33 protein-coding genes, 1 tRNA gene and 3 pseudogenes are annotated in these 23,256 nt (G+C 44.9%); 23 read left to right on the top strand and 14 right to left on the bottom strand.

What is annotated here, in order from left to right:
* Positions 1-287 precede the first annotated feature (287 nt).
* From fimA to sfmF, 5 genes and pseudogenes are all read left to right on the top strand, one after another.
* A complete protein-coding gene (fimA, locus tag ACJHYR_RS23170; protein WP_000776555.1) occupies positions 288-830 on the top strand; it encodes a type 1 fimbrial major subunit FimA in 543 nt (180 codons plus the stop codon).
* A gap of 219 nt (positions 831-1,049) precedes the next feature.
* Positions 1,050-1,742: a type 1 fimbria chaperone FimC gene (gene fimC / locus ACJHYR_RS23175; protein ID WP_000988364.1), complete on the top strand. Its 693-nt coding sequence runs from the start codon at positions 1,050-1,052 to the stop codon at positions 1,740-1,742.
* Between the two features lie 30 nt (positions 1,743-1,772).
* A pseudogene (locus tag ACJHYR_RS23180) lies at positions 1,773-4,382 on the top strand (fimbrial biogenesis usher protein).
* 12 nt (positions 4,383-4,394) lie between these two features.
* On the top strand, positions 4,395-5,402 hold the full coding sequence (fimH, locus tag ACJHYR_RS23185; protein WP_001550766.1) for a type 1 fimbria D-mannose specific adhesin FimH: 1,008 nt from the start codon (positions 4,395-4,397) through the stop codon (positions 5,400-5,402).
* Positions 5,403-5,490: 88 nt separating this feature from the next.
* The gene (gene sfmF / locus ACJHYR_RS23190) at positions 5,491-5,928 is read left to right on the top strand and encodes a fimbria assembly protein (protein ID WP_249530109.1); all 438 of its coding nucleotides are present in this window, start codon (positions 5,491-5,493) and stop codon (positions 5,926-5,928) included.
* 2 nt (positions 5,929-5,930) lie between these two features.
* Here the strand turns inward: sfmF and fimZ are convergent, their stop codons facing one another.
* Complete coding sequence (fimZ, locus tag ACJHYR_RS23195) at positions 5,931-6,563, bottom strand: fimbria biosynthesis transcriptional regulator FimZ (protein ID WP_410233154.1); 633 nt, start codon at positions 6,561-6,563, stop codon at positions 5,931-5,933.
* A gap of 242 nt (positions 6,564-6,805) precedes the next feature.
* Between fimZ and ACJHYR_RS23200 the strand changes: the two genes are divergently transcribed.
* Positions 6,806-6,882: transfer RNA gene (locus ACJHYR_RS23200), tRNA-Arg, on the top strand.
* 15 nt (positions 6,883-6,897) lie between these two features.
* Here the strand turns inward: ACJHYR_RS23200 and ACJHYR_RS23205 are convergent.
* From ACJHYR_RS23205 to ACJHYR_RS23265, 13 genes and pseudogenes are all read right to left on the bottom strand, one after another.
* A complete protein-coding gene (locus tag ACJHYR_RS23205) occupies positions 6,898-8,061 on the bottom strand; it encodes an integrase (protein WP_001299447.1) in 1,164 nt (387 codons plus the stop codon).
* Between the two features lie 161 nt (positions 8,062-8,222).
* Positions 8,223-8,288, bottom strand: a pseudogene (locus tag ACJHYR_RS23210) (helix-turn-helix domain-containing protein); the annotation flags it as partial.
* Positions 8,260-8,538, bottom strand: coding sequence for a DUF4222 domain-containing protein (locus ACJHYR_RS23215; RefSeq protein ID WP_000488407.1), 279 nt, complete (start codon positions 8,536-8,538; stop codon positions 8,260-8,262). The gene ACJHYR_RS23215 and the pseudogene ACJHYR_RS23210, both read right to left, overlap by 29 nt.
* Before the next feature lie 47 nt (positions 8,539-8,585).
* Positions 8,586-8,804, bottom strand: coding sequence for a TraR/DksA family transcriptional regulator (locus ACJHYR_RS23220; protein WP_000763390.1), 219 nt, complete (start codon positions 8,802-8,804; stop codon positions 8,586-8,588).
* A 98-nt stretch (positions 8,805-8,902) separates the two neighbouring features.
* Complete coding sequence (locus ACJHYR_RS23225; RefSeq protein ID WP_000188870.1) at positions 8,903-9,118, bottom strand: hypothetical protein; 216 nt, start codon at positions 9,116-9,118, stop codon at positions 8,903-8,905.
* A 76-nt stretch (positions 9,119-9,194) separates the two neighbouring features.
* Positions 9,195-9,752: a phage N-6-adenine-methyltransferase gene (locus ACJHYR_RS23230; protein ID WP_000129285.1), complete on the bottom strand. Its 558-nt coding sequence runs from the start codon at positions 9,750-9,752 to the stop codon at positions 9,195-9,197.
* Entirely contained in the window at positions 9,745-9,906 is a 162-nt protein-coding gene (locus tag ACJHYR_RS23235) for a DUF1317 family protein (protein WP_000682294.1), read from the bottom strand. The genes ACJHYR_RS23230 and ACJHYR_RS23235 overlap by 8 nt, the downstream gene beginning before the upstream one ends.
* Positions 9,903-10,583 carry a lambda exonuclease family protein gene (locus ACJHYR_RS23240; protein WP_000186833.1) on the bottom strand — a complete coding sequence of 227 codons (681 nt, stop codon included), beginning with the start codon at positions 10,581-10,583 and terminating at the stop codon, positions 9,903-9,905. The genes ACJHYR_RS23235 and ACJHYR_RS23240 overlap by 4 nt, the downstream gene beginning before the upstream one ends.
* Positions 10,580-11,365: a phage recombination protein Bet gene (gene bet / locus ACJHYR_RS23245; protein ID WP_000100847.1), complete on the bottom strand. Its 786-nt coding sequence runs from the start codon at positions 11,363-11,365 to the stop codon at positions 10,580-10,582. Before bet ends, ACJHYR_RS23240 begins: the two co-directional genes overlap by 4 nt.
* Before the next feature lie 5 nt (positions 11,366-11,370).
* On the bottom strand, positions 11,371-11,667 hold the full coding sequence (locus tag ACJHYR_RS23250; RefSeq protein ID WP_000995433.1) for a host-nuclease inhibitor Gam family protein: 297 nt from the start codon (positions 11,665-11,667) through the stop codon (positions 11,371-11,373).
* 75 nt (positions 11,668-11,742) lie between these two features.
* Positions 11,743-11,949, bottom strand: coding sequence for a phage encoded cell division inhibitor protein (locus ACJHYR_RS23255; protein WP_000233576.1), 207 nt, complete (start codon positions 11,947-11,949; stop codon positions 11,743-11,745).
* 477 nt (positions 11,950-12,426) lie between these two features.
* On the bottom strand, positions 12,427-13,290 hold the full coding sequence (locus ACJHYR_RS23260) for a hypothetical protein (RefSeq protein WP_059327837.1): 864 nt from the start codon (positions 13,288-13,290) through the stop codon (positions 12,427-12,429).
* Positions 13,291-13,356: 66 nt separating this feature from the next.
* Entirely contained in the window at positions 13,357-14,046 is a 690-nt protein-coding gene (locus tag ACJHYR_RS23265; RefSeq protein ID WP_000858975.1) for a helix-turn-helix transcriptional regulator, read from the bottom strand.
* Between the two features lie 104 nt (positions 14,047-14,150).
* Between ACJHYR_RS23265 and ACJHYR_RS23270 the strand changes: the two genes are divergently transcribed.
* From ACJHYR_RS23270 to quuD, 17 genes and pseudogenes are all read left to right on the top strand, one after another.
* Positions 14,151-14,381, top strand: coding sequence for a transcriptional regulator (locus ACJHYR_RS23270; protein WP_001067458.1), 231 nt, complete (start codon positions 14,151-14,153; stop codon positions 14,379-14,381).
* A 68-nt stretch (positions 14,382-14,449) separates the two neighbouring features.
* Positions 14,450-14,989, top strand: coding sequence for a toxin YdaT domain-containing protein (locus ACJHYR_RS23275; protein ID WP_001182903.1), 540 nt, complete (start codon positions 14,450-14,452; stop codon positions 14,987-14,989).
* Entirely contained in the window at positions 14,986-16,005 is a 1,020-nt protein-coding gene (locus ACJHYR_RS23280; RefSeq protein ID WP_000147893.1) for a replication protein, read from the top strand. Before ACJHYR_RS23275 ends, ACJHYR_RS23280 begins: the two co-directional genes overlap by 4 nt.
* Complete coding sequence (locus tag ACJHYR_RS23285) at positions 16,002-16,703, top strand: replication protein P (RefSeq protein ID WP_059327838.1); 702 nt, start codon at positions 16,002-16,004, stop codon at positions 16,701-16,703. Before ACJHYR_RS23280 ends, ACJHYR_RS23285 begins: the two co-directional genes overlap by 4 nt.
* Positions 16,700-17,002, top strand: coding sequence for a hypothetical protein (locus ACJHYR_RS23290; protein WP_000145904.1), 303 nt, complete (start codon positions 16,700-16,702; stop codon positions 17,000-17,002). The genes ACJHYR_RS23285 and ACJHYR_RS23290 overlap by 4 nt, the downstream gene beginning before the upstream one ends.
* Before the next feature lie 67 nt (positions 17,003-17,069).
* Positions 17,070-17,402 carry a multidrug efflux SMR transporter EmrE gene (gene emrE / locus ACJHYR_RS23295; RefSeq protein WP_001070451.1) on the top strand — a complete coding sequence of 111 codons (333 nt, stop codon included), beginning with the start codon at positions 17,070-17,072 and terminating at the stop codon, positions 17,400-17,402.
* A 48-nt stretch (positions 17,403-17,450) separates the two neighbouring features.
* A pseudogene (gene ylcJ, locus ACJHYR_RS23300) lies at positions 17,451-17,601 on the top strand (protein YlcJ).
* 57 nt (positions 17,602-17,658) lie between these two features.
* A complete protein-coding gene (locus ACJHYR_RS23305; RefSeq protein ID WP_059327839.1) occupies positions 17,659-19,185 on the top strand; it encodes a recombinase family protein in 1,527 nt (508 codons plus the stop codon).
* A 463-nt stretch (positions 19,186-19,648) separates the two neighbouring features.
* Positions 19,649-20,200: a Raf kinase inhibitor-like protein YbcL gene (gene ybcL, locus ACJHYR_RS23310; RefSeq protein WP_001306955.1), complete on the top strand. Its 552-nt coding sequence runs from the start codon at positions 19,649-19,651 to the stop codon at positions 20,198-20,200.
* A 9-nt stretch (positions 20,201-20,209) separates the two neighbouring features.
* Positions 20,210-21,007 (top strand): helix-turn-helix transcriptional regulator, encoded by a 798-nt coding sequence (locus ACJHYR_RS23315; protein ID WP_000881076.1) that lies wholly within the window; start codon positions 20,210-20,212, stop codon positions 21,005-21,007.
* Between the two features lie 116 nt (positions 21,008-21,123).
* Positions 21,124-21,225 (top strand): hypothetical protein, encoded by a 102-nt coding sequence (locus tag ACJHYR_RS23320; RefSeq protein WP_072097297.1) that lies wholly within the window; start codon positions 21,124-21,126, stop codon positions 21,223-21,225.
* Positions 21,222-21,677, top strand: coding sequence for a DNA base-flipping protein YbcN (ybcN, locus tag ACJHYR_RS23325; RefSeq protein WP_059327840.1), 456 nt, complete (start codon positions 21,222-21,224; stop codon positions 21,675-21,677). Before ACJHYR_RS23320 ends, ybcN begins: the two co-directional genes overlap by 4 nt.
* On the top strand, positions 21,677-21,847 hold the full coding sequence (locus ACJHYR_RS23330) for a NinE family protein (RefSeq protein ID WP_000224914.1): 171 nt from the start codon (positions 21,677-21,679) through the stop codon (positions 21,845-21,847). The genes ybcN and ACJHYR_RS23330 overlap by 1 nt, the downstream gene beginning before the upstream one ends.
* Positions 21,840-22,130, top strand: a complete 291-nt coding sequence (locus ACJHYR_RS23335; RefSeq protein ID WP_000774500.1) for a DUF1364 domain-containing protein — start codon at positions 21,840-21,842, stop codon at positions 22,128-22,130. The genes ACJHYR_RS23330 and ACJHYR_RS23335 overlap by 8 nt, the downstream gene beginning before the upstream one ends.
* Complete coding sequence (gene rusA / locus ACJHYR_RS23340; protein ID WP_001099712.1) at positions 22,127-22,489, top strand: crossover junction endodeoxyribonuclease RusA; 363 nt, start codon at positions 22,127-22,129, stop codon at positions 22,487-22,489. The genes ACJHYR_RS23335 and rusA overlap by 4 nt, the downstream gene beginning before the upstream one ends.
* A complete protein-coding gene (locus ACJHYR_RS23345) occupies positions 22,486-22,626 on the top strand; it encodes a YlcG family protein (protein ID WP_000971055.1) in 141 nt (46 codons plus the stop codon). The genes rusA and ACJHYR_RS23345 overlap by 4 nt, the downstream gene beginning before the upstream one ends.
* Before the next feature lie 85 nt (positions 22,627-22,711).
* Positions 22,712-23,095 (top strand): antitermination protein QuuD, encoded by a 384-nt coding sequence (gene quuD, locus ACJHYR_RS23350; RefSeq protein ID WP_001204780.1) that lies wholly within the window; start codon positions 22,712-22,714, stop codon positions 23,093-23,095.
* The last annotated feature ends 161 nt before the right edge of the window (positions 23,096-23,256 follow it).

The raw sequence follows: 23,256 nt of genomic DNA on the forward strand, positions 1-23,256 counted from the left end.
ACTGACTTATTTCCTTGTCAAAGGATTAAGATAATTTAAGAAATACCTGACAATATAAAAAGAATTTTCAGCCTGGTAATTTACCGCTTCAGGTCTATATTTGTGTTGAATATATTTTGCGCGGAAGTATTCATCTAACGGGGCTCTCTATTTTTTAGAATAGAGTGCATATTTTCAATTAAGACATTCTTAGAGGATAAAAAGGAATTTACTACTATCAGTGTCTTAAATAAAGTAATCGGTTATATACGGATGTGGAGTCGATAAATGAGATTGAAGGAATATATATGAAATTAAGATTTATTTCGTCTGCGCTGGCCGCCGCACTATTCGCCGCTACGGGTAGTTATGCTGCCGTTGTAGATGGCGGTACAATTCACTTTGAAGGCGAACTGGTGAATGCTGCCTGTTCAGTGAATACTGACTCGGCAGACCAGGTTGTCACACTCGGTCAATATCGTACCGATATTTTCAATGCTGTTGGTAATACCTCTGCATTAATTCCATTCACTATACAGTTGAACGACTGCGATCCTGTCGTTGCCGCTAATGCTGCCGTTGCATTTTCTGGTCAGGCGGATGCAATCAATGATAATTTATTGGCCATTGCATCCAGTACTAATACAACAACAGCAACGGGTGTCGGTATTGAAATACTTGATAATACATCCGCAATTCTCAAACCTGATGGGAATAGCTTCTCAACCAACCAGAACTTGATCCCCGGGACCAACGTTCTTCATTTTTCTGCACGTTATAAAGGCACCGGTACAAGTGCATCAGCAGGGCAAGCAAATGCTGACGCGACTTTTATTATGAGATACGAATAATCAAAACCACGTTGTTTTGAATTATATATCACGTCTTATAACAAAGTAATGTACCGGTTGTCTGAAGCGGTATGGTGGCAATGTAAATCGAAATCATGTTCACTTTGTATCATGCCGCTTTATTAAATGAAAAGGGAATGATGTGTTGTAAGAAACCAAAGCAATCATTTCTTTATACTCCTTATTTTTGCCGTCAGGAATACACAAGGCGTATTAACTATGATGACTAAAATAAAGTTATTGATGCTCATTATATTTTATTTAATCATTTCGGCCAGCGCCCATGCTGCCGGAGGGATCGCATTAGGTGCCACGCGTATTATTTATCCCGCTGATGCTAAACAGACTGCGGTATGGATTAGAAATAGCCATACCAATGAGCGCTTTCTGGTCAATTCGTGGATTGAAAACAGCAGCGGTGTAAAAGAAAAGTCATTCATCATTACACCGCCACTGTTTGTTAGTGAACCCAAAAGCGAAAATACCTTGCGTATTATTTACACCGGTCCACCGCTGGCGGCAGATCGTGAGTCTCTGTTCTGGATGAATGTTAAGACGATCCCTTCGGTAGATAAAAATGCATTGAACGGCAGGAATGTTTTGCAACTGGCGATTTTATCGCGCATGAAGTTATTTCTCCGTCCAATTCAATTACAAGAATTACCCGCAGAAGCGCCGGACACACTCAAGTTTTCGCGATCCGGTAACTATATCAATGTTCATAATCCATCACCTTTTTATGTCACCCTGGTTAACTTGCAAGTGGGCAGCCAAAAACTGGGGAATGCTATGGCTGCACCCAGAGTTAATTCACAAATTCCCTTACCCTCAGGAGTGCAGGGAAAGCTGAAATTTCAGACCGTTAATGATTATGGTTCAGTAACCCCGGTCAGAGAAGTGAACTTAAACTAACCGAATCATCTGACAATATCAGAGCTAATTATGAAAATACCCACTACTACGGATATTCCGCAGAGGTATAGCTGGTGTCTGGCCGGAATTTGTTATTCATCTCTTGCCATTTTACCCTCCTTTTTAAGCTATGCGGAAAGTTATTTCAACCCGGCATTTTTATTAGAGAATGGCACATCCGTTGCTGATTTATCGCGCTTTGAGAGAGGTAATCATCAACCTGCGGGCGTGTATCGGGTGGATCTCTGGCGTAATGATGAGTTCATTGGTTCATAGGATATCGTATTTGAATCGACGACAGTAAATACAGGTGATAAATCAGGTGGGTTAATGCCTTGTTTTAATCAGGCACTCCTTGAACGAATTGGCCTTAATAGCAGTGCATTCCCCGAGTTAGCCCAGCAGCAAAATAATAAATGCATTAATTTACTGAAAGCTGTACCTGATGCCACAATTAACTTTGATTTTGCAGCGATGCGCCTGAACATCACTATTCCTCAGATAGCGTTGTTGAGTAGCGCTCACGGTTACATTCCGCCTGAAGAGTGGGATGAAGGTATTCCTGCTTTACTCCTGAATTATAATTTCACCGGTAACAGAGGTAATGGTAACGATAGCTATTTTTTTAGTGAACTCAGCGGGATTAATATTGGCCCGTGGCGTTTACGCAACAATGGTTCCTGGAACTATTTTCGCGGAAATGGATATCATTCAGAACAGTGGAATAATATTGGCACCTGGGTACAGCGCGCCATTATTCCGCTGAAAAGTGAACTGGTAATGGGAGACGGTAATACAGGGAGTGATATTTTCGATGGCGTCGGATTTCGAGGTGTACGGCTTTATTCTTCCGATAATATGTATCCTGATAGCCAGCAAGGGTTTGCCCCAACGGTACGTGGGATTGCCCGTACGGCGGCCCAGCTAACGATTCGGCAAAATGGTTTTATTATCTATCAAAGCTATGTTTCCCCCGGCGCTTTTGAAATTACAGATTTACACCCGACATCTTCAAATGGCGATCTGGACGTCACCATCGACGAGCGCGATGGTAATCAGCAGAATTACACTATTCCGTATTCGACAGTGCCAATTTTACAACGCGAAGGGCGTTTCAAATTTGACCTGACGGCGGGTGATTTTCGTAGCGGTAATAGTCAGCAATCGTCGCCTTTCTTTTTTCAGGGCACGGCACTCGGCGGTTTACCACAGGAATTTACTGCCTACGGCGGGACGCAATTATCTGCAAATTACACCGCCTTTTTGTTAGGGTTGGGGCGCAACCTCGGGAACTGGGGCGCAGTGTCGCTGGATGTAACGCATGCGCGCAGTCAGTTAGCCGACGACAGTCGTCATGAGGGGGATTCCATTCGCTTCCTCTATGCGAAATCAATGAACACTTTCGGCACCAATTTTCAGTTAATGGGTTACCGCTATTCGACACAAGGTTTTTATACCCTTGATGATGTTGCGTATCGTCGAATGGAGGGGTACGAATATGATTACGATTATGACGGTGAGCATCGCGATGAACCGATAATCGTGAATTACCACAATTTACGCTTTAGCCGTAAAGACCGTTTGCAGTTAAATATTTCACAATCACTTAATGACTTTGGCTCGCTTTATATCTCTGGTACCCATCAAAAATACTGGAATACTTCGGATTCAGATACCTGGTATCAGGTGGGGTATACCAGCAGCTGGGTTGGCATCAGTTATTCACTCTCATTTTCGTGGAATGAATCTGTAGGGATCCCCGATAACGAACGTATTGTCGGACTTAATGTTTCAGTGCCTTTCAATGTTCTGACCAAACGTCGCTACACCCGGGAAAATGCGCTCGACCGCGCTTATGCCTCCTTTAACGCCAACCGTAACAGCAACGGGCAAAATAGCTGGCTGGCAGGCGTTGGTGGGACCTTACTGGAAGGCCACAACCTGAGTTATCACGTAAGCCAAGGCGATACCTCGAATAATGGGTATACGGGCAGCGCCACGGCAAACTGGCAGGCCGCTTACGGTACGCTGGGGGTCGGGTATAACTACGACCGCGATCAACATGACGTTAACTGGCAGCTGTCTGGCGGTGTGGTCGGGCATGAAAATGGTATAACGCTGAGCCAGCCTTTAGGGGATACCAATGTTTTGATTAAAGCGCCAGGCGCAGGCGGTGTACGCATTGAAAATCAAACTGGAATTTTAACCGACTGGCGCGGCTATGCGGTGATGCCGTATGCCACGGTTTATCGGTATAACCGTATCGCGCTTGATACCAATACGATAGGGAATTCCATCGATGTTGAAAAAAATATTAGCAGCGTTGTGCCGACGCAAGGCGCGTTGGTTCGTGCCAATTTTGATACCCGCATAGGCGTGCGGGCGCTCATTACCGTTACCCAGGGCGGAAAACCGGTGCCGTTTGGATCACTGGTACGGGAAAACAGTACCGGAATAACCAGTATGGTGGGTGATGACGGGCAAGTTTATTTAAGTGGTGCGCCATTGTCTGGTGAATTACTGGTTCAGTGGGGAGACGGCGCGAACTCACGCTGCATTGCGCACTATGTATTGCCGAAGCAAAGCTTACAGCAAGCCGTCACTGTTATTTCGGCAGTTTGCACACATCCTGGCTCATAAAGGAAATTATCAATGAAGATAATCTGCAGATTATTATTGGCGATGGCATGTTTGTGGTTAACAAACATATCCTGGGCTACTGTTTGTGCAAATAGTACTGGCGTAGCAGAAGATGAACACTATGATCTCTCAAATGTCTTTAATAGCACCAATAACCAGCCAGGCCAGATTGTTGTTTTACCGGAAAAATCCGGCTGGGTAGGTGTGTCAGCAATTTGTCCACCCGGCACGCTGGTGAATTATACATACCGTAGTTATGTCACCAACTTTATTGTTCAGGAAACTATCGATAATTATAAATATATGAAATTAAATGATTATCTATTAGGTGCGATGAGTCTGGTTGATAGCGTGATGGATATTCAGTTTCCCCCGCAAAATTATATCCGTATGGGAACAGATCCTAACGTTTCGCAAAACCTTCCGTTCGGGGTGATGGATTCTCGTTTGATATTTCGTTTAAAGGTTATTCGTCCCTTTATTAACATGGTGGAGATCCCCAGACAGGTGATGTTTACCGTGTATGTGACATCAACGCCTAACGATCCGTTGGTTACACCTGTTTATACCATTAGTTTTGGTGGCCGGGTTGAAGTACCGCAAAACTGCGAATTAAATGCCGGGCAAATTGTTGAATTTGATTTTGGTGATATCGGCGCATCGTTATTTAGTGCGGCAGGGCCGGGGAATCGACCAGCTGGTGTCATGCCGCAAACCAAGAGCATTGCGATCAAATGTACGAATGTTGCTGCGCAGGCTTATTTAACAATGCGTCTGGAAGCCAGTGCCGTTTCTGGTCAGGCGATGGTGTCGGACAATCAGGATTTAGGTTTTATTGTGGCCGATCAGAACGATACGCCGATCACGCCTAACGATCTCAATAGCGTTATTCCTTTCCGTCTGGATGCAGCTGCGGCAGCCAATGTCACACTTCGCGCCTGGCCTATCAGTATTACCGGTCAAAAACCGACCGAAGGGCCGTTTAGCGCGCTGGGGTATTTACGCGTCGATTATCAATGAGGTACGGAGAATGAGAAGAGTACTCTTTAGCTGTTTCTGCGGGCTACTGTGAAGTTCCAGTGGATGGGCAGTTGACCCTTTAGGAACGATTAATATCAATTTGCACGGTAACGTTGTTGATTTCTCCTGTACCGTAAACACAGCGGATAAGGATAAGACGGTAGATTTAGGCAGATGGCCTACGACACAATTACTGAGCGCTGGCGATACCACGGCACTCGTCCCTTTTAGCCTGCGGCTGGAGGGATGTCCTCCGGGTTCAGTTGCGATTTTATTTACGGGAACGCCGGCATCTGATGCCAACCTGCTGGCTCTGGATGATCCCGCAATGGCACAAACCGTCGCCATCGAATTACGTAATAGCGATCGCTCCCGGCTCGCACTGGGGGAGGCGAGCCCGACTGAGGAAGTAGATGCAAATGGCAATGTCACACTAAACTTTTTTGCCAATTATCGAGCGTTAGCCAGCGGTGTTCAGCCAGGTGTGGCGAAAGCGGATGCGATATTTATGATCAATTATAATTAATATTATATTAATTCATATAATTTGGCATAGTCGATAAGCTCTACAATTGAATGCAAACCTAGCTTGCCATAAATATTAGATTTATGCGCACTAACTGTTTTATTGCTAAGTAATAACTTATCGGCAATTTCTTTATTGGATAATCCGCTAACCAGATAACGTAATATGGTCACTTCACGATTAGATAGCACCGTGACCGTTGAACTATTCGTACTGCATTTATTGCTTTTTATATAGTTGAGCGTTTCGCTGGGGAAAAAAGTGTATCCGGAGAGGATCATCTGAACGGCGTGAAAAATATCATTTTGATCATTGCATTTACTGACAAAACCGTTAGCACCAGCTTGTATCGCTCTGCCAGCATAAAAGCATTCTGATTTCGATGATAAAAATAATACTTTCACTGTGCTCTGGATTTGTTTGATCCTTTTCAGGAAGGAAAAACCGTCTGTTCCGGGCAAGTCTATATCCATAATGATTAAATCAACAGGACGGGTTCGGAGATAATCGATGGTTATGCGATAATCATCCGTTTTCAGGACAATTTGCAATTCATTGTTTTTTTGCAACAGAACTTCAATAGACATTCTGATGATAGGATGAGTATCCATAATGATCACCGACGTTGGTTTCATAGTTACCAGTCTCATTGGATCGGACAATTTTCCGTTAGGGCGGGAAATTGTACTTTGATACATGAAAATACGGGTTTTCTTGATTCAGACGCGCAGCGATGTGCGTTTGTTTGCCGCTATAGCGAAATAAATCAGAAAATCAGACGCGGTCGTTCACTTGTTCAGCAACCAGATCAAAAGCCATTGACTCAGCAAGGGTTGACCGTATAATTCACGCGATTACACCGCATTGCGGTATCAACGCGCCCTTAGCTCAGTTGGATAGAGCAACGACCTTCTAAGTCGTGGGCCGCAGGTTCGAATCCTGCAGGGCGCGCCATTACAATTCAATCAGTTACGCCTTCTTTATATCCTCCATAATTCCAGAGTGGGACATATTTGGGACATTATCACCAAAAATGTCGTCTATTTTCCTCGCATGCTCTGTCAAATGATTAGGCGCAAGGTGAGCATACCTACGAACCATTTCTATGGACTCCCATCCGCCCATTTCCTGAAGCACTGATAATGGGACGCCTGACTGAATCAACCAGCTTGCCCAGGTGTGTCTGAGGTCATGGAAACGGAAATCTTCAATTCCTGCACGACGACAAGCTGATAGCCATGATGTCTTGCTGTCGATGCGCATCTTCCTGACCGCAGGCGTTGATGTTCCATCTGCTCGCTTAGCCGCCTTGGTATGTACAAACACCCATTTGTGATGCTTGCCTATTTGATCACGCAACACTTTACAGGCGGTATCGTTCAGCGCCACACCAATGGCGCGGTTTGATTTGCTCTCTTCTGGATTCACCCAGGCAACTCGTCGCTGCATGTCGATTTGTTGCCATTCCAGATTTATGATGTTCGACTTTCTCAGACCAGTTGCCAGCGCAAACTTGACGACAGATTTCAGTGGTTCGGGGCACTCATCAATAAGGCGTTTTGCTTCCTCCTTTTCCAGCCATCTGACTCGCTTGTTTCTGACCGCTGGTATCTTGATGACAGGCGCTTTTTCCAGCCACTTCCAGTCGCGTTCTGCAGCACGGAGAATGGCCTTTATCATGGCAAGATGCTTTGCCTTTGTCTGAGTTGATACTGGCTTTGGTTCATAAACAGGCAGTTCTTTACCTTTCCTGATGGCGGCCTGAACTTTCTGTTTCCATATTTCTTTCGTCTTTCTGTTATGCATTCTGCTTACAGCAGAGTAAATCTTTGCCTCCGAGATATCTTTAAGCCTTATACCCTCAAAATGTTCAAGCCAGAACTCAATCCGGCTTTTATCTGAATCGAGAGATTTTTTATCAGCTTTTTCCTCAAGCCATCTTAGGCAGGCCTCTTCAAAAGTGACATCAGGTAAATCCCCTAGCTTTTCTACTCGCCAGAGTTCTGCTTTTCGCTTGTCGTGCAACTCCTGAGCTTGCCGCTTGTCCTTTGTGCCAAGAGATTCCTTAATTCGTTTCCCGCCCGGGAGCGAATACGAGGCATACCATATTTCATTTCTGCGGAAGAGTGACATTTTCTTTCCTCTGTTATGCCATCACCCGCGCTCACCTGGACAGTATGCAGCGGAGACTGAAGCGCCGCAATGCAGGCTTGCCGTGTTGTGAGGTAAGGAGATTTTGGCTTGGTTGGATCTTTACGTGTTGCCTGTAGGCGGCCTGTTCGTATCCAGTTGGTGGCGGTTGGTCTGGATATCTTAAGAAACTGACAGGCCTCATCGAGTGTGAGGCTGTATGATTCCATGGTTACCTCTGCTTTTTGAACGCATGTCACGTAACTTCTTAATGTGTTCTGCCGTTTCGATCTCTTCTGCTATCCGATCTGCATCAGCTTTATTCACAGGTTCAAAGTCATGATTAAAGCGGAACATGCTGGCGATACATGTTCTGCCTTTTCGGATGTAGTGAACTTTGTTGTGGGTAGAACGCAGGATTTTGCAGGGAGTGCCGTGGTGGTCGACGTACCAGGTGTTAGGAAAAATGATTCTGAACATTTTTACACCTCAGTTGGACGATGTTGAAATTTGCTGCTTTGAGGCCATCACAGTCCCCATTGTTTGTTCTTAAGTTCGATCTCCTCCTGGCAACTTGCACAAGTCCGACAACCCTGAACAGCCAGGCGTCTTCGCTCATCTATCGGATCGCCACACTCACAACAATGAGTTGCGGATACAGTCTGGTAGTTCTGACGACGCATTTTTATTGCTGTATTGCGCTGTAATTCTTCGATTTCTGATGCTGAATCAATGATGTCTGCCATCTTCCATTAATCCCTGAATTGTTGGTTAATACGCTTGAGGATGAATGCGAACAATAAAAAAGGAGCCTGTAGCTCCCTGATGATTTTGCTTTTCATGTTCACCGTTCCTTAAAGACGCCGTTTAACATGCCGATCGCCAGGCTTAAATGAGTCGGTGTGAATCCCATCAGCGTTACCGTTTCGCGGTGCTTCTTAAGTACGCTACGGCAAATGTCATCGACGTTTTTATCCGGAAACTGCTGTCTGGCTTTTTTGATTTCAGAATTAGCCTGACGGGCAATGCTGCGAAGGGCGTTTTCCTGCTGAGGTGTCATTGAACAAGTCCCATATCGGCAAGCATAAGCACACAGAATATGAAGCCCGCTGCCAGAAAAATGCATTCCGTGGTTGTCATGCAGCCTCCCGACGGGCAAGAATCCTTGAGCCGAACGCCATCAACTCTCCACGATCAACGGTCGTAAAGTGGCAGTGTGTACGGGGGTATGGGTGCCAGATAATGAGCATCGAGCCTTTATTATTTCCACTGACGGGTTTCTCAGTGAGTGGGTTAATAAATGCCAGTCGTCCTGCCGTGATGAATCTGACCTCACTGGCGGTTTGTATCGCTTCATGAAACCATCCGACAGATGTGTCAGCAGGCAATAACATTACACATCCCACACTACTGAATTTGTTTTCAGTGGCTGCCTTTTTCACAAAAGGGGAAATATTGCTGTATGGTGGATTCAACCAGACATAACCAGAGGCATATCCCATTGCTTCAGGCCATGAAGTGGTTAATGTGTTCTGCTCCTGTGAGATAAAAAGCCGACATAGTCGGTTTTTTTCGCTGGCGGCAGCATCAAGTTGAAAAACGAACTCTGCATTAAGCGCAGCAAAAATCTCTGGTGGTGTGCGCCAGCTGTCGCGATGTTCGGCAGGAGTATTGCTTCCGGTGAAATCAGTCATACAGCCCCCGTTTATTATTTATCGCCTCAGCCAGCCGCTGTGCTTTCAGTGGATTTCTGATAACAGAAAGGCCGGGAAATACCCAGCCTCGCTTTGTAACGGAGTAGATGAAAGTGATCGCGCCTACCCGGATATTATCGTGAGGATGCTTCATCGCCATTGCTCCCCAAATACAAAACCAATTTCAGCCAGTGCCACGTCCATTTTTTCGATGAACTCCGGCACCATCTCGTCAAAATTCGCCATGTACTTTTCATTCCGCTCAATCACGACATAATGCAGGCCTTCACGCTTCATACGCGGGTCATAGTTGGCAAAGTACCAGGCATCTTTTCGCGTCACCCACATGCTGTACTGCACCTGGGCCATGTAAGCCGATTTTATGGCCTCGAAACCACCGAGCCGGAACTTCATGAAATCCCGGGAGGTAAACGGGCATTTCAGTTCAAGGCCGTTGCCGTCACTGCATAAACCATCGGGAGAGCAGGCGGTGCGCATACTTTCGTCGCGATAGATGATCGGGGATTCAGTAACATTCACGCCGGAAGTGAATTCAAACAGGGTTCTGGCGTCGTTCTCGTACTGTTTTCCCCAGGCCAGCGCCTTAGCATTAACTTCCGGAGCCACACCGGTGCAAACCTCAGCCAGCAGGGTGTGGAAGTAGGACATTTTCATGTCAGGCCACTTCTTTCCTGAGCGGGGCTTTGCTATCACGTTGTGAACTTCTGAAGCGGTGATGACGCCGAGCCGTAATTTGTGCCATGCATCATCCCCCTGTTCGACAGCTCTCACGTCGATCCCGGTACGCTGCAGGATAATGTCCGGTGTCATGCTGCCACCTTCTGCTCAGTGGCTTTCTGTTTCAGGAATCCAAGAGCTTTCACTGCTTCGGCCTGTGTCAGTTCTGACGATGCGCGAATGTCGCGGCGAAATATCTGGGAACAGAGCGGCAATAAGTCGTCATCCCATGTTTTATCCAGGGCGATCAGCAGAGTGTTAATCTCCTGCATGGTTTCATCGTTAACCGGAGTGATGTCGCGTTCTGGCTGACGTTCTGCAGTGTATGCAGTATTTTCGACAATGCGCTCGGCTTCATCCTTGTCATAGATACCAGCAAATCCGAAGGCCAGACGGGCACACTGAATCATGGCTTTATGCCGTAACATCCGTTTGGGATGCGACTGCCACGGCCCCGTGATTTCTCTGCCTTCGCGAGTTTTGAATGGTTCGCGGCGGCATTCATCCATCCATTCGGTAACGCAGATCGGATGATTACGGTCCTTGCGGTAAATCCGGCATGTACAGGATTCATTGTCCTGCTCAAAGTCCATGCCATCAAACTGCTGGTTTTCATTGATGATGCGGGACCAGCCATCAACGCCCACCACCGGAACGATGCCGTTCTGCTTATCAGGGAAGGCGTAAATTTCTTTCGTCCACGGATTAAGGCCGTACTGGTTGGCGACGATCAACAATGCGATGAACTGCGCATCGCTGGCATCACCTTTAAATGCCGTCTGGCGAAGAGTGGTGATCAGTTCCTGTGGGTCGACAGAATCCATGCCGACACGTTCAGCCAGCTTCCCTGCCAGCGTTGCGAGTGCTGTACTCATCCGTTTTATACCTCTGAATCAATATCAACCTGGTGGTGAGCAATGGTTTCAACCATGTACTGGATGTGTTCTGCCATGCGCTCCTGAAACTCAACATCGTCATCAAACGCACGGGTAATGGCTTTTTTGCTGGCCCCGTGGCGTTGCAAATGATCGATGCATAGCGATTCAAACAGGTGCTGGGGCAGGCCTTTTTCCATGTCGTCTGCCAGTTCTGCCTCTTTCTCTTCACGGGCGATCTGCTGGTAGTGACGCGCCCAGCTCTGAGCCTCAAGACGATCCTGAATGTAATAAGCGTTCATGGCTGACCTCCTGAAAATGGCTGTGAAAATATCGCCCGCGAAATGCCAGGCTGATTAGGAAAACAGGAAAGGGGATTAGTGATTCAGGCCGTTACCGCGTCCGTCGAGAAAAACTTCCACGAGCAAATCACGGGTATAAGTGCGCTCGATGCCGCGATGCAGATAAAGCCGTCCGCGTAAATTAGCTGATGCAGTCCAGGTACCATCTTTGTGTTTGACCAGCATTCCTGGCATGACCGCACCTCGATTAACGGTCTGCGTTCCATAATGTTGATGAACCATAAAAACTCCTGCCCGTAAGCTGGGCTGCTGAACATATAGAGACTTCTGCGCGTATTCAGGCGGTGGATGGCCGCCGGTTGTCATAACTAAGCCGCCTCGTTGAAGCGACTAAGGTATGAAATGTTGAGTTAATTTCAGCTGGTCACACCGACGTTCACGCGTCCGTTTCACCCCTCGCACTCCCCGAAGCCTGCTGAAATTCAAACTGCGGATCTAAGCGGTCATCGCAACGGTGAATCAGGTAGTTGCCGTATCGTTGTGTTGTTGCGATGAACTTATTTAAAACTATAGTTGTTTTATCGTCAACAACAAAAGTTGTTTTATTGGTTGCTTTAGATATAACTGGTTGTATTTAGGATGGATTTATTTTGTGACTTGAATCGCATAGCGATAACTGAAGCGAGGTTATGGTGGTTTTTTTAACGGTGTGTGTGATGAGGGGAGGCAAAAGAAAACCCGGCACGACGGCCGGGGAAATCATTTCGCATCTACAATAAATAACCTGTTTATCTGGCCTTTTTTAACAGTAGCCTTTGCGGTTATAGTGAATACTGCAGATGGATCACCTTTGGTTGATATATATGCACTAAGAGCTCTAATATACGGGTTATTCTTCTTTTCTGCAGCTGGATCGCTAATTTCAGCAGTGATTCTCTTTTTTGAGTCATCACCATCTAAAATTATTTTAGCTGTCATATTTTGTGCATCAAATTCTGTAAGAAAAGCACGATACTCACGAAGACCGAGAACTTCATCATCATCAAGCCTATCAATTTCAGCTTTATCTCTCTCGTTAACTTTTAGAAGGCAGCCGTCAACATTTGTTGCAACACTTATCTGATCGCAAGTATTACCAATAGGTGATACTGCCTGCCTTACAGAGGGGCGAAGCTCTACAGCCATTCGGTCAATCAAAGAGATCAACTTATCAATGGTTCCAGCATCCTTGTTTCCTAGTGCCTCTATGGCCTTTTCAAGTGACTGCTGCAAAGCTTTCATTTCATCTTTCTTGTTAGAATTTCTCGCAAAAATATATTGTAGTATTGCGCCAAGTATAGTTGCGGCGATCCCCGAGAACAACTGGTTCTGAGTGGCGAAGTTAAGAACTGCTTCAAGAGTAAAGCAGTTAGCTTTTGCTTCGCGTGCGTAAACCTTAACTTCCTGATAATTAATGTATTTACTATATTTTTGTGTAACAGAGAAAGAAGCTGCTGTTGAGAGAACTTTAGAAAAACCCTTTAGGGATTCTCCTAGGCAGTTCAAATCTATTTCATGATTTAAAGCATCTTTTCCGTCATACCTAAGAGAGATTTTTATATCCTGTAAAGCGTCACAATCCATAAATCGCTCTCGTCTAATTCTAATTAAATTTACTATCCCCTAAACGACTCATCAGCACAGTACTGATTATCCATGTTTCCTGTACGTCTGGGGCATGCTCCCAATAACCTTACCGAAGATGAACACCCGGTTCATCTCGTCTTTCTCGATCGGGTCCCACGGTGAGTAGCTCTTGTTATCAGAGATAACCAGCAGCTTATCCTTCATCATTTGCAGGCGCTTTACATGGGCGGTGTCGTCGTACAGAAACGCATAGATGCCATCACCGTCGAAAGATTTAACCGTGATATCAACGAACAGCAGATCACCTGGTTCGATCGTTCCTGACATGCTGTCACCACGCACGTTAATGATGCGGATATTTTCTGCCTTCCTACCATCGAACATGTGACGAGCATCGTCAAACGAGTACTCAACCGAGCGTAGAACTTCTACAAACTCACGGTTGATGACTCCCGGCCCAGCACTGACTTCTATATCAAGAACGTCAATCTTGAAGTATTTGGAATGGCTGACAGTTGATTGTATTGGTTGCACTGTACTGTCTGACATATTTCCAACGCCAGAAGATAACCATTCTGCGCGCACACCCAAAGCGTTCGCGATCTCCACGATTTTAGTTGTTTGATTAGCTTTCCCTGTTTCGATTTTCTGAATAGCAGCCTGGCTAACCCCGACCAAATCCCCAAGCGCCTTTTGTGTAAGGCCTCGCGCTAATCTGGCTTCTTTAAGTCTTTCTGAGAGTGTTGTTTTCATAGTCCAAATGTACAACCAAGGTTTTATTCCATCAAACGAAAATGGTTGTTGACTAAAAACAACCATAGTTTTAATCTTGATTCAAATTAACCACGGAGGTTGTTATGAACCCAGCTATCAAAACAGCGATCAATATCGTTGGTTCACAAAAGAAACTGGGCGCTGCTTGCGAAGTTTCACAGCAGGCCGTCTATAAGTGGCTTCACAACAAAGCAAAGGTATCCCCTGAACATGTCGGCAGCATTGTTACGGCTACTGGTGGAGTAGTGAAGGCATACCAGATTCGCCCGGATCTTCCGAAGTTGTTTCCACACACCGAAAAGAACGCAGCTTAAATTTCCATTTCACGCTCTTTAACAATAAGCAATCAACTTAACAGTCAATTCAAACTAAAGGAGCAATTATGCAACCACTTACATACCAACAGACTAGCGGATTTAGCCCGACTGCGGTGATAAATCGTTCTCAAACAAAACAGGTGCCAGGCCACGAAAAAATCCGTGATGCCGTCCGCGCCTGGTCGGCTGTAGATAATCAGGATGTCGTTGCCACACTCATTGTGAATGAGTATCGGGAGCAGGGCGGCGGCACCATCGATTTCCCTGATGATGTCAGCCGTGCACGCCAGAAGCTGTTCCGCTTCCTCGATAACAAATTCGATTCTGAAAAATACCGAAATAACGTGCGTGAACTGACCCCGGCAATTCTGGCGGTACTACCGCTGGAATATCGCGGTTACCTGGTTGAGCAGGATAGCTTCATGGCTAGGTTGGCTGAAATGGAAAAGGAACTCAGTGAGGCAAAACAGGCTGTCATTCTCAACGCACCACGCCACCAGAAACTGAAGGAAATTAGTGAAGGTATTGTGTCGATGTTTCGTGTGGACCCAGATCTGGCTGGTCCATTGATGGCGATGGTTACTACCATGCTGGGGGCGATATGACAGGTTCAGAAATGGCGAAAGCCGGTCTGCTGGAACAGAACCGACTTTCAGGTGCAAATCGTAACACACTCATTGCGGGAGGAATTATGGCAAACACTGCTGAGATATTCAATTTTCCAGTGCCGGATGCGGCACAAAAGGAGCCGCGCGTGGCAGATCTCGATGATGGTTATACGCGCATTGCAAATGAGTTGCTGGAAGCTGTGATGCTGGCCGGATTAACACAGCACCAGCTTCTGGTCTTTCTGGCTGTCATGCGCAAAACATATGGCTTTAATAAAAAACTGGATTGGGTTAGCAACGAGCAACTTTCCGAATTAACCGGGATATTGCCGCACAAGTGTTCTGCTGCAAAAAGTGTTCTGGTAAAGCGTGGGATTTTTATTCAGAGCGGGCGGAATACCGGCATTAATAATGTGGTCAGTGAATGGTCAACATTACCCGAATCAGGTAAGAAAAATAAAGTTTACCTGAAAGAGGTAAATTTACCTGAATCAGGTAAAAAAAGTTTACCCAAATCAGGTAAAGGCGTTTACCCGAATCAGGTAAACACAAAAGACAAACTAACAAAAGACAATATAAAACCTTTTTCGTCCGAGAATTCTGGCGAATCCTCTGACCAACCAGAAAACGATCTTCCTGTGGTGAAACCGGATGCTGCAATTCAGAGCGGCAGCAAGTGGGGGACAGCAGAAGACCTGACCGCCGCAGAGTGGATGTTTGACATGGTGAAGACCATCGCGCCATCAGCCAGAAAACCGAATTTTGCAGGGTGGGCTAACGATATCCGCCTGATGCGTGAACGTGACGGACGTAACCACCGCGACATGTGCGTGCTGTTCCGCTGGGCATGCCAGGACAACTTCTGGTCCGGTAACGTGCTAAGTCCGGCCAAACTCCGCGACAAGTGGACCCAGCTCGAAATCAACCGAAACAAGCAACAGGCTGGCGTGACAGCCGGCAAACCAAAACTCGACCTGACGAACACTGACTGGATTTACGGGGTGGAGCTATGAAAAACATCGCCGCACAGATGGTTAACTTTGACTGTGAGCAGATGCGCCGGATCGCCAACAACATGCCGGAACAGTACGACGAAAAGCCACAGGTACAGCAGGTAGCGCAGATCATCAACGGTGTGTTAAGCCAGTTACTGGCAACTTTCCCGGCGAGCCTGGCTAACCGTGACCAGAATGAACTGAACGAAATCCGCCGCCAGTGGGTTCTGGCTTTCCGGGAAAACGGGATCACCACAATGGAACAGGTTAACGCTGGAATGCGCGTAGCCCGTCGGCAGAATCGACCATTCCTGCCATCACCCGGGCAGTTTGTCGCCTGGTGCCGGGAAGAAGCATCCGTTACCGCCGGGCTGCCAAACGCCAGCGAGCTGGTTGATATGGTTTACGAGTATTGCCGGAAGCGCGGGCTGTATCCGGATGCAGAGTCTTATCCGTGGAAATCAAACGCGCACTACTGGCTGGTTACCAACCTGTATCAGAACATGCGGGCCAATGCGTTGACTGACGCGGAATTACGGCGCAAGGCTGCCGATGAACTGTCCTGTATGACCGCACGAATTAACCGTGGTGAGGCTATACCTGAACCAGTAAAACAACTTCCTGTCATGGGCGGTAGACCTCTAAATCGTGCACAGACTCTGGCGAAGATCGCAGAAATCAAAGCTAAGTTTGGGCTGAAAGGAGCAAGGGTATGACGGGCAAAGAGGCAATTATTCATTACCTGGGGACTCATAAGAACTTCTGTGCGCAGGACGTTGCCGCGGTAACAGGCGCAACCGTAACCAGCATAAATCAGGCTGCGGCTAAAATGGCGCGGGCAGGAATCCTGGTCGTTGATGGTAAGGTCTGGCGAACGGTGTATTACCGGTTCGCTACCAGAGAAGAACGGGAAGGAAAGGTGAGCACGAATCTGATTTTTAAGGAGTGTCGCCAGAGTGCCGCGATGAAACGGGTATTGAGGGTATATAAAAGAACATCAATGGGTACACAATGATGAAACAGGTGAGTTGAGTTCAAACTGTAGTACAATTCTCTCCAGTTTGAACAGGAAAGAATATGCTATGAACCCTTATATTTATCTTGGTGGTGCAATACTTGCAGAGGTCATTGGTACAACCTTAATGAAGTTTTCAGAAGGTTTTACACGGTTATGGCCATCTGTTGGTACAATTATTTGTTATTGTGCATCATTCTGGTTATTAGCTCAGACGCTGGCTTATATTCCTACAGGGATTGCTTATGCTATCTGGTCAGGAGTCGGTATTGTCCTGATTAGCTTACTGTCATGGGGACTTTTCGGCCAACGGCTGGACCTGCCAGCCATTATAGGCATGATGTTGATTTGTGCCGGTGTGTTGGTTATTAATCTATTGTCACGAAGCACACCACATTAAAAATAATTTGTTTCTAAACTACTAAAATATGGAGGCTCTTATATTTATATGAGCCTCGTTTTATGCTTTTTGTTAATGTCTTTATTTTTTTATGTATTCTTTTGTGCTTTCAAGATTATGGCGTAAGAAAATTGCAATACGATTATTGTTGTATATTCAAGATAATGTGACCTTAATTGTCTTTTTAAATAAAAATTAAACAAAAATTATATCCCACCACTAATGTTTATAAAAGCATACGTTAGCAGGTGTCACCATGAAAAAAGCCATAGCATATATGCGATTTTCATCACCAGGTCAGATGTCTGGCGACTCATTAAACCGACAGAGAAGACTTATTGCTGAATGGTTAAAGGTAAATAGTGATTATTATCTTGATACCATAACATATGAAGATTTAGGATTAAGTGCATTCAAAGGAAAGCATGCACAATCAGGAGCTTTTTCGGAATTTTTAGATGCTATAGAGCATGGTTATATATTGCCAGGAACTACATTGTTAGTTGAAAGTCTGGACAGACTTTCAAGAGAAAAAGTCGGTGAAGCGATTGAACGTCTGAAATTGATTTTGAATCACGGTATTGATGTTATAACTCTTTGCGACAATACAGTCTATAATATTGACTCTTTGAATGAGCCATATTCATTAATAAAAGCCATACTTATAGCACAAAGGGCAAATGAAGAAAGCGAGATAAAGTCAAGTCGGGTTAAATTATCATGGAAGAAAAAACGGCAGGATGCACTGGAATCAGGTACGATTATGACGGCGTCTTGTCCGAGATGGCTCTCCTTAGATGACAAAAGAACGGCTTTTGTTCCAGACCCCGACAGGGTGAAAACTATTGAGCTAATTTTTAAACTCAGGATGGAAAGGCGCTCATTGAATGCAATAGCCAAGTATTTAAATGATCATGCTGTAAAGAATTTCTCAGGAAAAGAAAGTGCATGGGGACCTTCTGTAATTGAAAAATTATTAGCGAATAAAGCTCTGATAGGTATATGCGTACCTTCATATCGTGCAAGAGGGAAAGGAATAAGTGAAATCGCGGGCTATTATCCCAGAGTCATATCAGATGATTTTTTTTACGCTGTACAGGAAATTCGGTTGGCACCTTTTGGTATTAGCAATAGTAGCAAGAATCCTATGCTAATAAATCTACTTCGAACAGTTATGAAGTGTGAGGCTTGTGGTAATACCATGATTGTTCATGCGGTATCTGGAAGTTTGCATGGCTATTATGTTTGTCCGATGAGAAGATTACATCGATGTGACAGGCCATCAATAAAAAGAGATTTGGTTGATTATAATATCATTAATGAATTGCTTTTTAATTGTAGCAAAATTCAACCAGTTGAAAACAAGAAAGATGCTAATGAAACTTTAGAGTTAAAAATTATTGAGCTTCAGATGAAAATTAATAATTTAATCGTTGCATTGTCTGTCGCGCCTGAAGTTACCGCTATAGCAGAGAAAATAAGACTATTAGATAAGGAATTACGAAGGGCTTCGGTATCATTGAAAACTTTGAAGAGTAAAGGTGTAAATTCATTCAGTGATTTTTATGCTATTGACTTAACCAGTAAAAATGGACGAGAGTTATGCCGTACACTTGCCTATAAAACATTCGAAAAAATCATAATTAATACGGATAATAAAACCTGTGATATCTATTTTATGAATGGCATTGTTTTTAAACACTATCCTTTAATGAAAGTAATATCCGCCCAGCAGGCGATAAGTGCTCTCAAATATATGGTTGATGGTGAGATTTATTTCTAAATAATGATCTTGGATTTTAAGTTATGCTATGATGATAAAGTGCAAGACAGAATTAATTATCTTTAACGAAACTTAATGGGTAATTACTTTGTTTGCTCCCACAAGCGAGTTTTGTACGGCTGTATTGGGGTAGTAAATGAGCTATACAATCTTAATCATTTGTTAGGTGAGAACTCTTGGTCGCAGATTCAAATACTGAAAATACGTGACAAATTATTATGAGCAAAATGGTGTATGTCACGTATTTTGAATGGTAGGTTAAAAAATAACACCGACTTTCGTAGGTGTTACTAATAATAAAGCAGAGTTTTTAATAGTATCAATGTGCTTTGTGTATATTGTGGCAAATAATTGGGTTGGGGGTACAATTGTGATTGCTTTTGCATGAACATTGCGCCTTTATGCATAATGAGATAAAGGAATATCAAATAAAATAACGATAGGTCATAACAAAGAGGTTTTTATGAAAACACTTATCGTTTCAACTGTATTGGCATTCATAACATTTTCTGCGCAGGCTGCAGCATTTCAGGTCACTAGTAATGAAATAAAAACAGGAGAGCAACTTACAACGTCTCATGTCTTTTCTGGATTTGGGTGTGAAGGTGGTAATACATCGCCCTCATTAACCTGGTCTGGTGTTCCTGAAGGTACCAAAAGCTTTGCCGTAACTGTATATGATCCAGATGCACCTACAGGCAGTGGTTGGTGGCATTGGACTGTTGTTAATATTCCAGCAACAGTAACATATTTGCCCGTTGATGCAGGAAGACGTGATGGAACAAAACTGCCGACTGGTGCTGTTCAAGGCCGAAATGATTTTGGCTATGCTGGGTTTGGTGGCGCATGTCCTCCTAAAGGAGATAAACCACATCATTACCAGTTTAAAGTATGGGCTCTAAAAACTGAAAAGATTCCTGTAGATTCTAACTCCAGCGGAGCGTTAGTTGGTTATATGCTTAATGCTAATAAAATCGCAACCGCTGAGATAACACCAGTTTATGAGATAAAGTAGGGTGAGAGTATGCTGGCAAGAGGTAAGACTAACTTAAAGATCGAAGAAATACGGATGCATAAACATCATGAGATTCATAGGGTTAAGCCTCTTATGCCAGCTTTGTGTCGTATCCGTCAGGGAAAGAAAGTTATCAATTGGGAGACGCATACTTTAACTGTTGATAATAATCAAATAATATTATTTCCTTGTAGTTATGAATTTTATATTGAGAATTATCCTGAAGCAGGGCTTTATCTTGCAGAAATGCTTTACTTACCCATTGATTTAATTGAGAGGTTCCAAAAACTTTATACGGTAACTGATCAAATACGTAACAAAACAAGTTTCTTTTTACCTCAGAATCCTGAGTTAATATATTGTTGGGAGCAACTAAAAACATCTGTTTCCCGAGGTTTCTCAACTAAAATTCAGGAGCACTTAGCAATGGGCGTTCTACTTTCGTTAGGAGTGAATCATGTTAATCATTTACTTTTATCATATAGTAAACAATCATTGATAAGTCGTTGTTATAACCTGCTGCTATCCGAACCCGGCACAAAATGGACAGCAAACAAGGTTGCACGATATCTCTACATTTCTGTTTCTACATTACATCGCCGTCTAGCAAGCGAGGGGGTAAGTTTCCAAAGTATACTGGACGATGTGAGGTTAAATAATGCGTTGTCTGCTATACAAACGACGGTAAAACCTATAAGCGAGATTGCCAGAGAAAATGGTTATAAGTGTCCTTCTCGTTTTACTGAAAGATTTCATAATCGTTTTAATATAACACCAAGAGAGATAAGAAAAGCTTCCAGAGAGTAAAAGTGTTTTAAGAAGGAGCAATTCTATCGATTTTGATTTTGGGAAATCAACACGGCATAATTATGTCACCGGAGCCTGAACAACTCCGGTGACTTCTGCGCTAAACGGGGACGTTTATGCGCACATACAATCCAACCTCTCTTCTCCATTCACAGATGCAGAAATGCACCTGCGATATTTTGCATCCAGCGTTTGATCTCTGCGGAGGTGAAGCGTGAACCTCCCACAAGATGGTATCAAATTGCATCGCGGTAACTTCACCGCTATCGGTCGGCAGATCCAGCCTTGTCTGGAGAACGGCAAATGCTTTCGCATGGTGCTTAAACCGTGGCGCGAGAGACGCAGTCTTTCCCAGAATGCACTCAGCCACATGTGGTACAGCGAAATCAGTGAATACCTCATCAGCAAGGGTAAAACGTTCGCCACTCCAGCTTGGGTAAAAGATGCTCTCAAACACACATATCTCGGTTATGAAACCAAAGACCTGGTTGATGTCGTAACCGGTGATATCACCACTATCCAGTCGTTACGCCATACCTCCGATCTTGATACCGGAGAGATGTATGTCTTCCTGTGTAAGGTTGAAGCCTGGGCGATGAATATTGGTTGCCATCTGACTATTCCGCAGAGCTGCGAGTTCCAGCAGCTCCGTGACAAGCAGGAGGCGTAATGGCTACACCGCTTATTCGTGTCATGAACGGACACATCTACAGAGTACCAAATCGTCGTAAGCGTAAACCGGAGCTGAAGCCTTCCGAAATACCAACACTGCTCGGATATACCGCCAGCCTGGTTGATAAAAAATGGTTGCGACTGGCAGCAAGGAGGAATCATGGCTGATTTGAGAAAAGCAGCGCGTAGTCGGGAATGCCAGGTAAGAATCCCTGGCGTATGTAATGGCAATCCTGAAACGTCAGTACTGGCACATATCCGGCTGGCTGGATTGTGCGGCACCGGTATTAAACCGCCAGACCTTATTGCCACCATTGCCTGTTCTGCCTGTCACGACGAAATCGACCGCCGCACACATTTTGTCGATGCTGCATATGCAAAAGAATGCGCGCTGGAAGGTATGGCGAGAACACAGGTTATCTGGCTGAAAGAGGGGGTTATTAAGGCGTGAATACCTACAGTATCACATTACCCTGGCCTCCGAGCAATAATCGCTATTACCGCCATAATCGCGGGCGCACGCACGTCAGCGCAGAGGGGCAGGCATACCGCGATAACGTCGCCCGAATCATTAAAAACGCAATGCTGGATATCGGCCTGGCTATGCCTGTGAAAATCCGCATTGAGTGCCACATGCCGGATCGCCGTCGCCGTGACCTGGATAATCTGCAAAAAGCCGCTTTTGACGCACTCACTAAAGCAGGTTTCTGGCTGGATGATGCTCAGGTCGTTGATTACCGCGTTGTGAAGATGCCTGTTACCAAAGGTGGGAGGCTGGAACTGACCATCACCGAAATGGGGAATGAATGATGTTTGAGTTTAATATGGCAGAACTTCTTCGCCACCGCTGGGGGCGTCTGCGCTTATATCGTTTCCCCGGTTCTGTTTTGACCGATTACCGAATACTGAAGAATTACGCCAAAACCCTGACAGGAGCAGGAGTATGAAGTCAGAGATAACAATCAACTAATACTGTTTTGTTGATTTTTGCTTGTAATTGGCGTTCTGGTCTGATTTTTGTGGAGTAAGTTGATGCGTGATATTCAGATGGTTCTTGAGCGTTGGGGAGCGTGGGCGGCTAATAATCATGAAGATGTGACCTGGTCGTCCATTGCCGCCGGTTTTAAGGGATTAATTCCTTCAAAAGTAAAATCTCGCCCGCAATGTTGTGACGATGACGCGATGATCATTTGCGGGTGCATGGCCCGTCTGAAAAAGAACAACAGCGATTTGCACGATTTATTAGTAGATTATTATGTAGTCGGTATGACATTCATGTCACTGGCAGGTAAGCATTGCTGCTCTGATGGTTATATCGGGAAAAGGTTACAGAAGGCTGAGGGCATAATTGAAGGGATGTTAATGGCATTAGATATCCGGTTAGAGATGGATATCGTTGTTAATAACTCTAATTAATATGCCAATTGTTTACTAAAAATTATTAAAAATGGGGCGTTGCAACGCCCCCAAAAATAAAGGGTAATATATAACAGAAGGTTTATATAGTTAGAAGCAAGGTTGTGCTCCTAAAGGAAGTGGCTTGAGGGAGCCACTTATATGTTGGGGAGGCAAAGCCT

It is taken from the genome of Escherichia sp. WS1450 (genome assembly GCF_046487395.1).
Classification (GTDB): Bacteria; Pseudomonadota; Gammaproteobacteria; order Enterobacterales; family Enterobacteriaceae; genus Escherichia; species Escherichia coli.

Bases quoted from the DNA above. Each gene is read 5' to 3' on its own strand.
- ACJHYR_RS23265 (WP_000858975.1), bottom strand. From the start codon at position 14,046: ATGAAAACAACACTCTCAGAAAGACTTAAAGAAGCCAGATTAGCGCGA.
- ACJHYR_RS23345 (WP_000971055.1), top strand. From the start codon at position 22,486: ATGATGTTTGAGTTTAATATGGCAGAACTTCTTCGCCACCGCTGGGGG.
- ACJHYR_RS23320 (WP_072097297.1), top strand. From the start codon at position 21,124: ATGCGCACATACAATCCAACCTCTCTTCTCCATTCACAGATGCAGAAA.
- ACJHYR_RS23280 (WP_000147893.1), top strand. From the start codon at position 14,986: ATGACAGGTTCAGAAATGGCGAAAGCCGGTCTGCTGGAACAGAACCGA.
- fimH (WP_001550766.1), top strand. From the start codon at position 4,395: ATGAAGATAATCTGCAGATTATTATTGGCGATGGCATGTTTGTGGTTA.
- ACJHYR_RS23235 (WP_000682294.1), bottom strand. From the start codon at position 9,906: ATGAAGCATCCTCACGATAATATCCGGGTAGGCGCGATCACTTTCATC.
- ACJHYR_RS23205 (WP_001299447.1), bottom strand. From the start codon at position 8,061: ATGTCACTCTTCCGCAGAAATGAAATATGGTATGCCTCGTATTCGCTC.
- ACJHYR_RS23330 (WP_000224914.1), top strand. From the start codon at position 21,677: ATGGCTACACCGCTTATTCGTGTCATGAACGGACACATCTACAGAGTA.
- fimA (WP_000776555.1), top strand. From the start codon at position 288: ATGAAATTAAGATTTATTTCGTCTGCGCTGGCCGCCGCACTATTCGCC.
- ACJHYR_RS23315 (WP_000881076.1), top strand. From the start codon at position 20,210: ATGCTGGCAAGAGGTAAGACTAACTTAAAGATCGAAGAAATACGGATG.
- bet (WP_000100847.1), bottom strand. From the start codon at position 11,365: ATGAGTACAGCACTCGCAACGCTGGCAGGGAAGCTGGCTGAACGTGTC.
- ACJHYR_RS23335 (WP_000774500.1), top strand. From the start codon at position 21,840: ATGGCTGATTTGAGAAAAGCAGCGCGTAGTCGGGAATGCCAGGTAAGA.
- fimZ (WP_410233154.1), bottom strand. From the start codon at position 6,563: ATGAAACCAACGTCGGTGATCATTATGGATACTCATCCTATCATCAGA.
- ybcL (WP_001306955.1), top strand. From the start codon at position 19,649: ATGAAAACACTTATCGTTTCAACTGTATTGGCATTCATAACATTTTCT.
- ACJHYR_RS23215 (WP_000488407.1), bottom strand. From the start codon at position 8,538: ATGTTCAGAATCATTTTTCCTAACACCTGGTACGTCGACCACCACGGC.
- quuD (WP_001204780.1), top strand. From the start codon at position 22,712: ATGCGTGATATTCAGATGGTTCTTGAGCGTTGGGGAGCGTGGGCGGCT.
- ACJHYR_RS23220 (WP_000763390.1), bottom strand. From the start codon at position 8,804: ATGGCAGACATCATTGATTCAGCATCAGAAATCGAAGAATTACAGCGC.
- ACJHYR_RS23255 (WP_000233576.1), bottom strand. From the start codon at position 11,949: ATGGTTCATCAACATTATGGAACGCAGACCGTTAATCGAGGTGCGGTC.
- fimC (WP_000988364.1), top strand. From the start codon at position 1,050: ATGATGACTAAAATAAAGTTATTGATGCTCATTATATTTTATTTAATC.
- ACJHYR_RS23225 (WP_000188870.1), bottom strand. From the start codon at position 9,118: ATGACACCTCAGCAGGAAAACGCCCTTCGCAGCATTGCCCGTCAGGCT.
- ACJHYR_RS23250 (WP_000995433.1), bottom strand. From the start codon at position 11,667: ATGAACGCTTATTACATTCAGGATCGTCTTGAGGCTCAGAGCTGGGCG.
- ACJHYR_RS23260 (WP_059327837.1), bottom strand. From the start codon at position 13,290: ATGGATTGTGACGCTTTACAGGATATAAAAATCTCTCTTAGGTATGAC.
- emrE (WP_001070451.1), top strand. From the start codon at position 17,070: ATGAACCCTTATATTTATCTTGGTGGTGCAATACTTGCAGAGGTCATT.
- ACJHYR_RS23240 (WP_000186833.1), bottom strand. From the start codon at position 10,583: ATGACACCGGACATTATCCTGCAGCGTACCGGGATCGACGTGAGAGCT.
- ACJHYR_RS23230 (WP_000129285.1), bottom strand. From the start codon at position 9,752: ATGACTGATTTCACCGGAAGCAATACTCCTGCCGAACATCGCGACAGC.
- ACJHYR_RS23285 (WP_059327838.1), top strand. From the start codon at position 16,002: ATGAAAAACATCGCCGCACAGATGGTTAACTTTGACTGTGAGCAGATG.
- ACJHYR_RS23270 (WP_001067458.1), top strand. From the start codon at position 14,151: ATGAACCCAGCTATCAAAACAGCGATCAATATCGTTGGTTCACAAAAG.
- ACJHYR_RS23290 (WP_000145904.1), top strand. From the start codon at position 16,700: ATGACGGGCAAAGAGGCAATTATTCATTACCTGGGGACTCATAAGAAC.
- ACJHYR_RS23275 (WP_001182903.1), top strand. From the start codon at position 14,450: ATGCAACCACTTACATACCAACAGACTAGCGGATTTAGCCCGACTGCG.
- ACJHYR_RS23305 (WP_059327839.1), top strand. From the start codon at position 17,659: ATGAAAAAAGCCATAGCATATATGCGATTTTCATCACCAGGTCAGATG.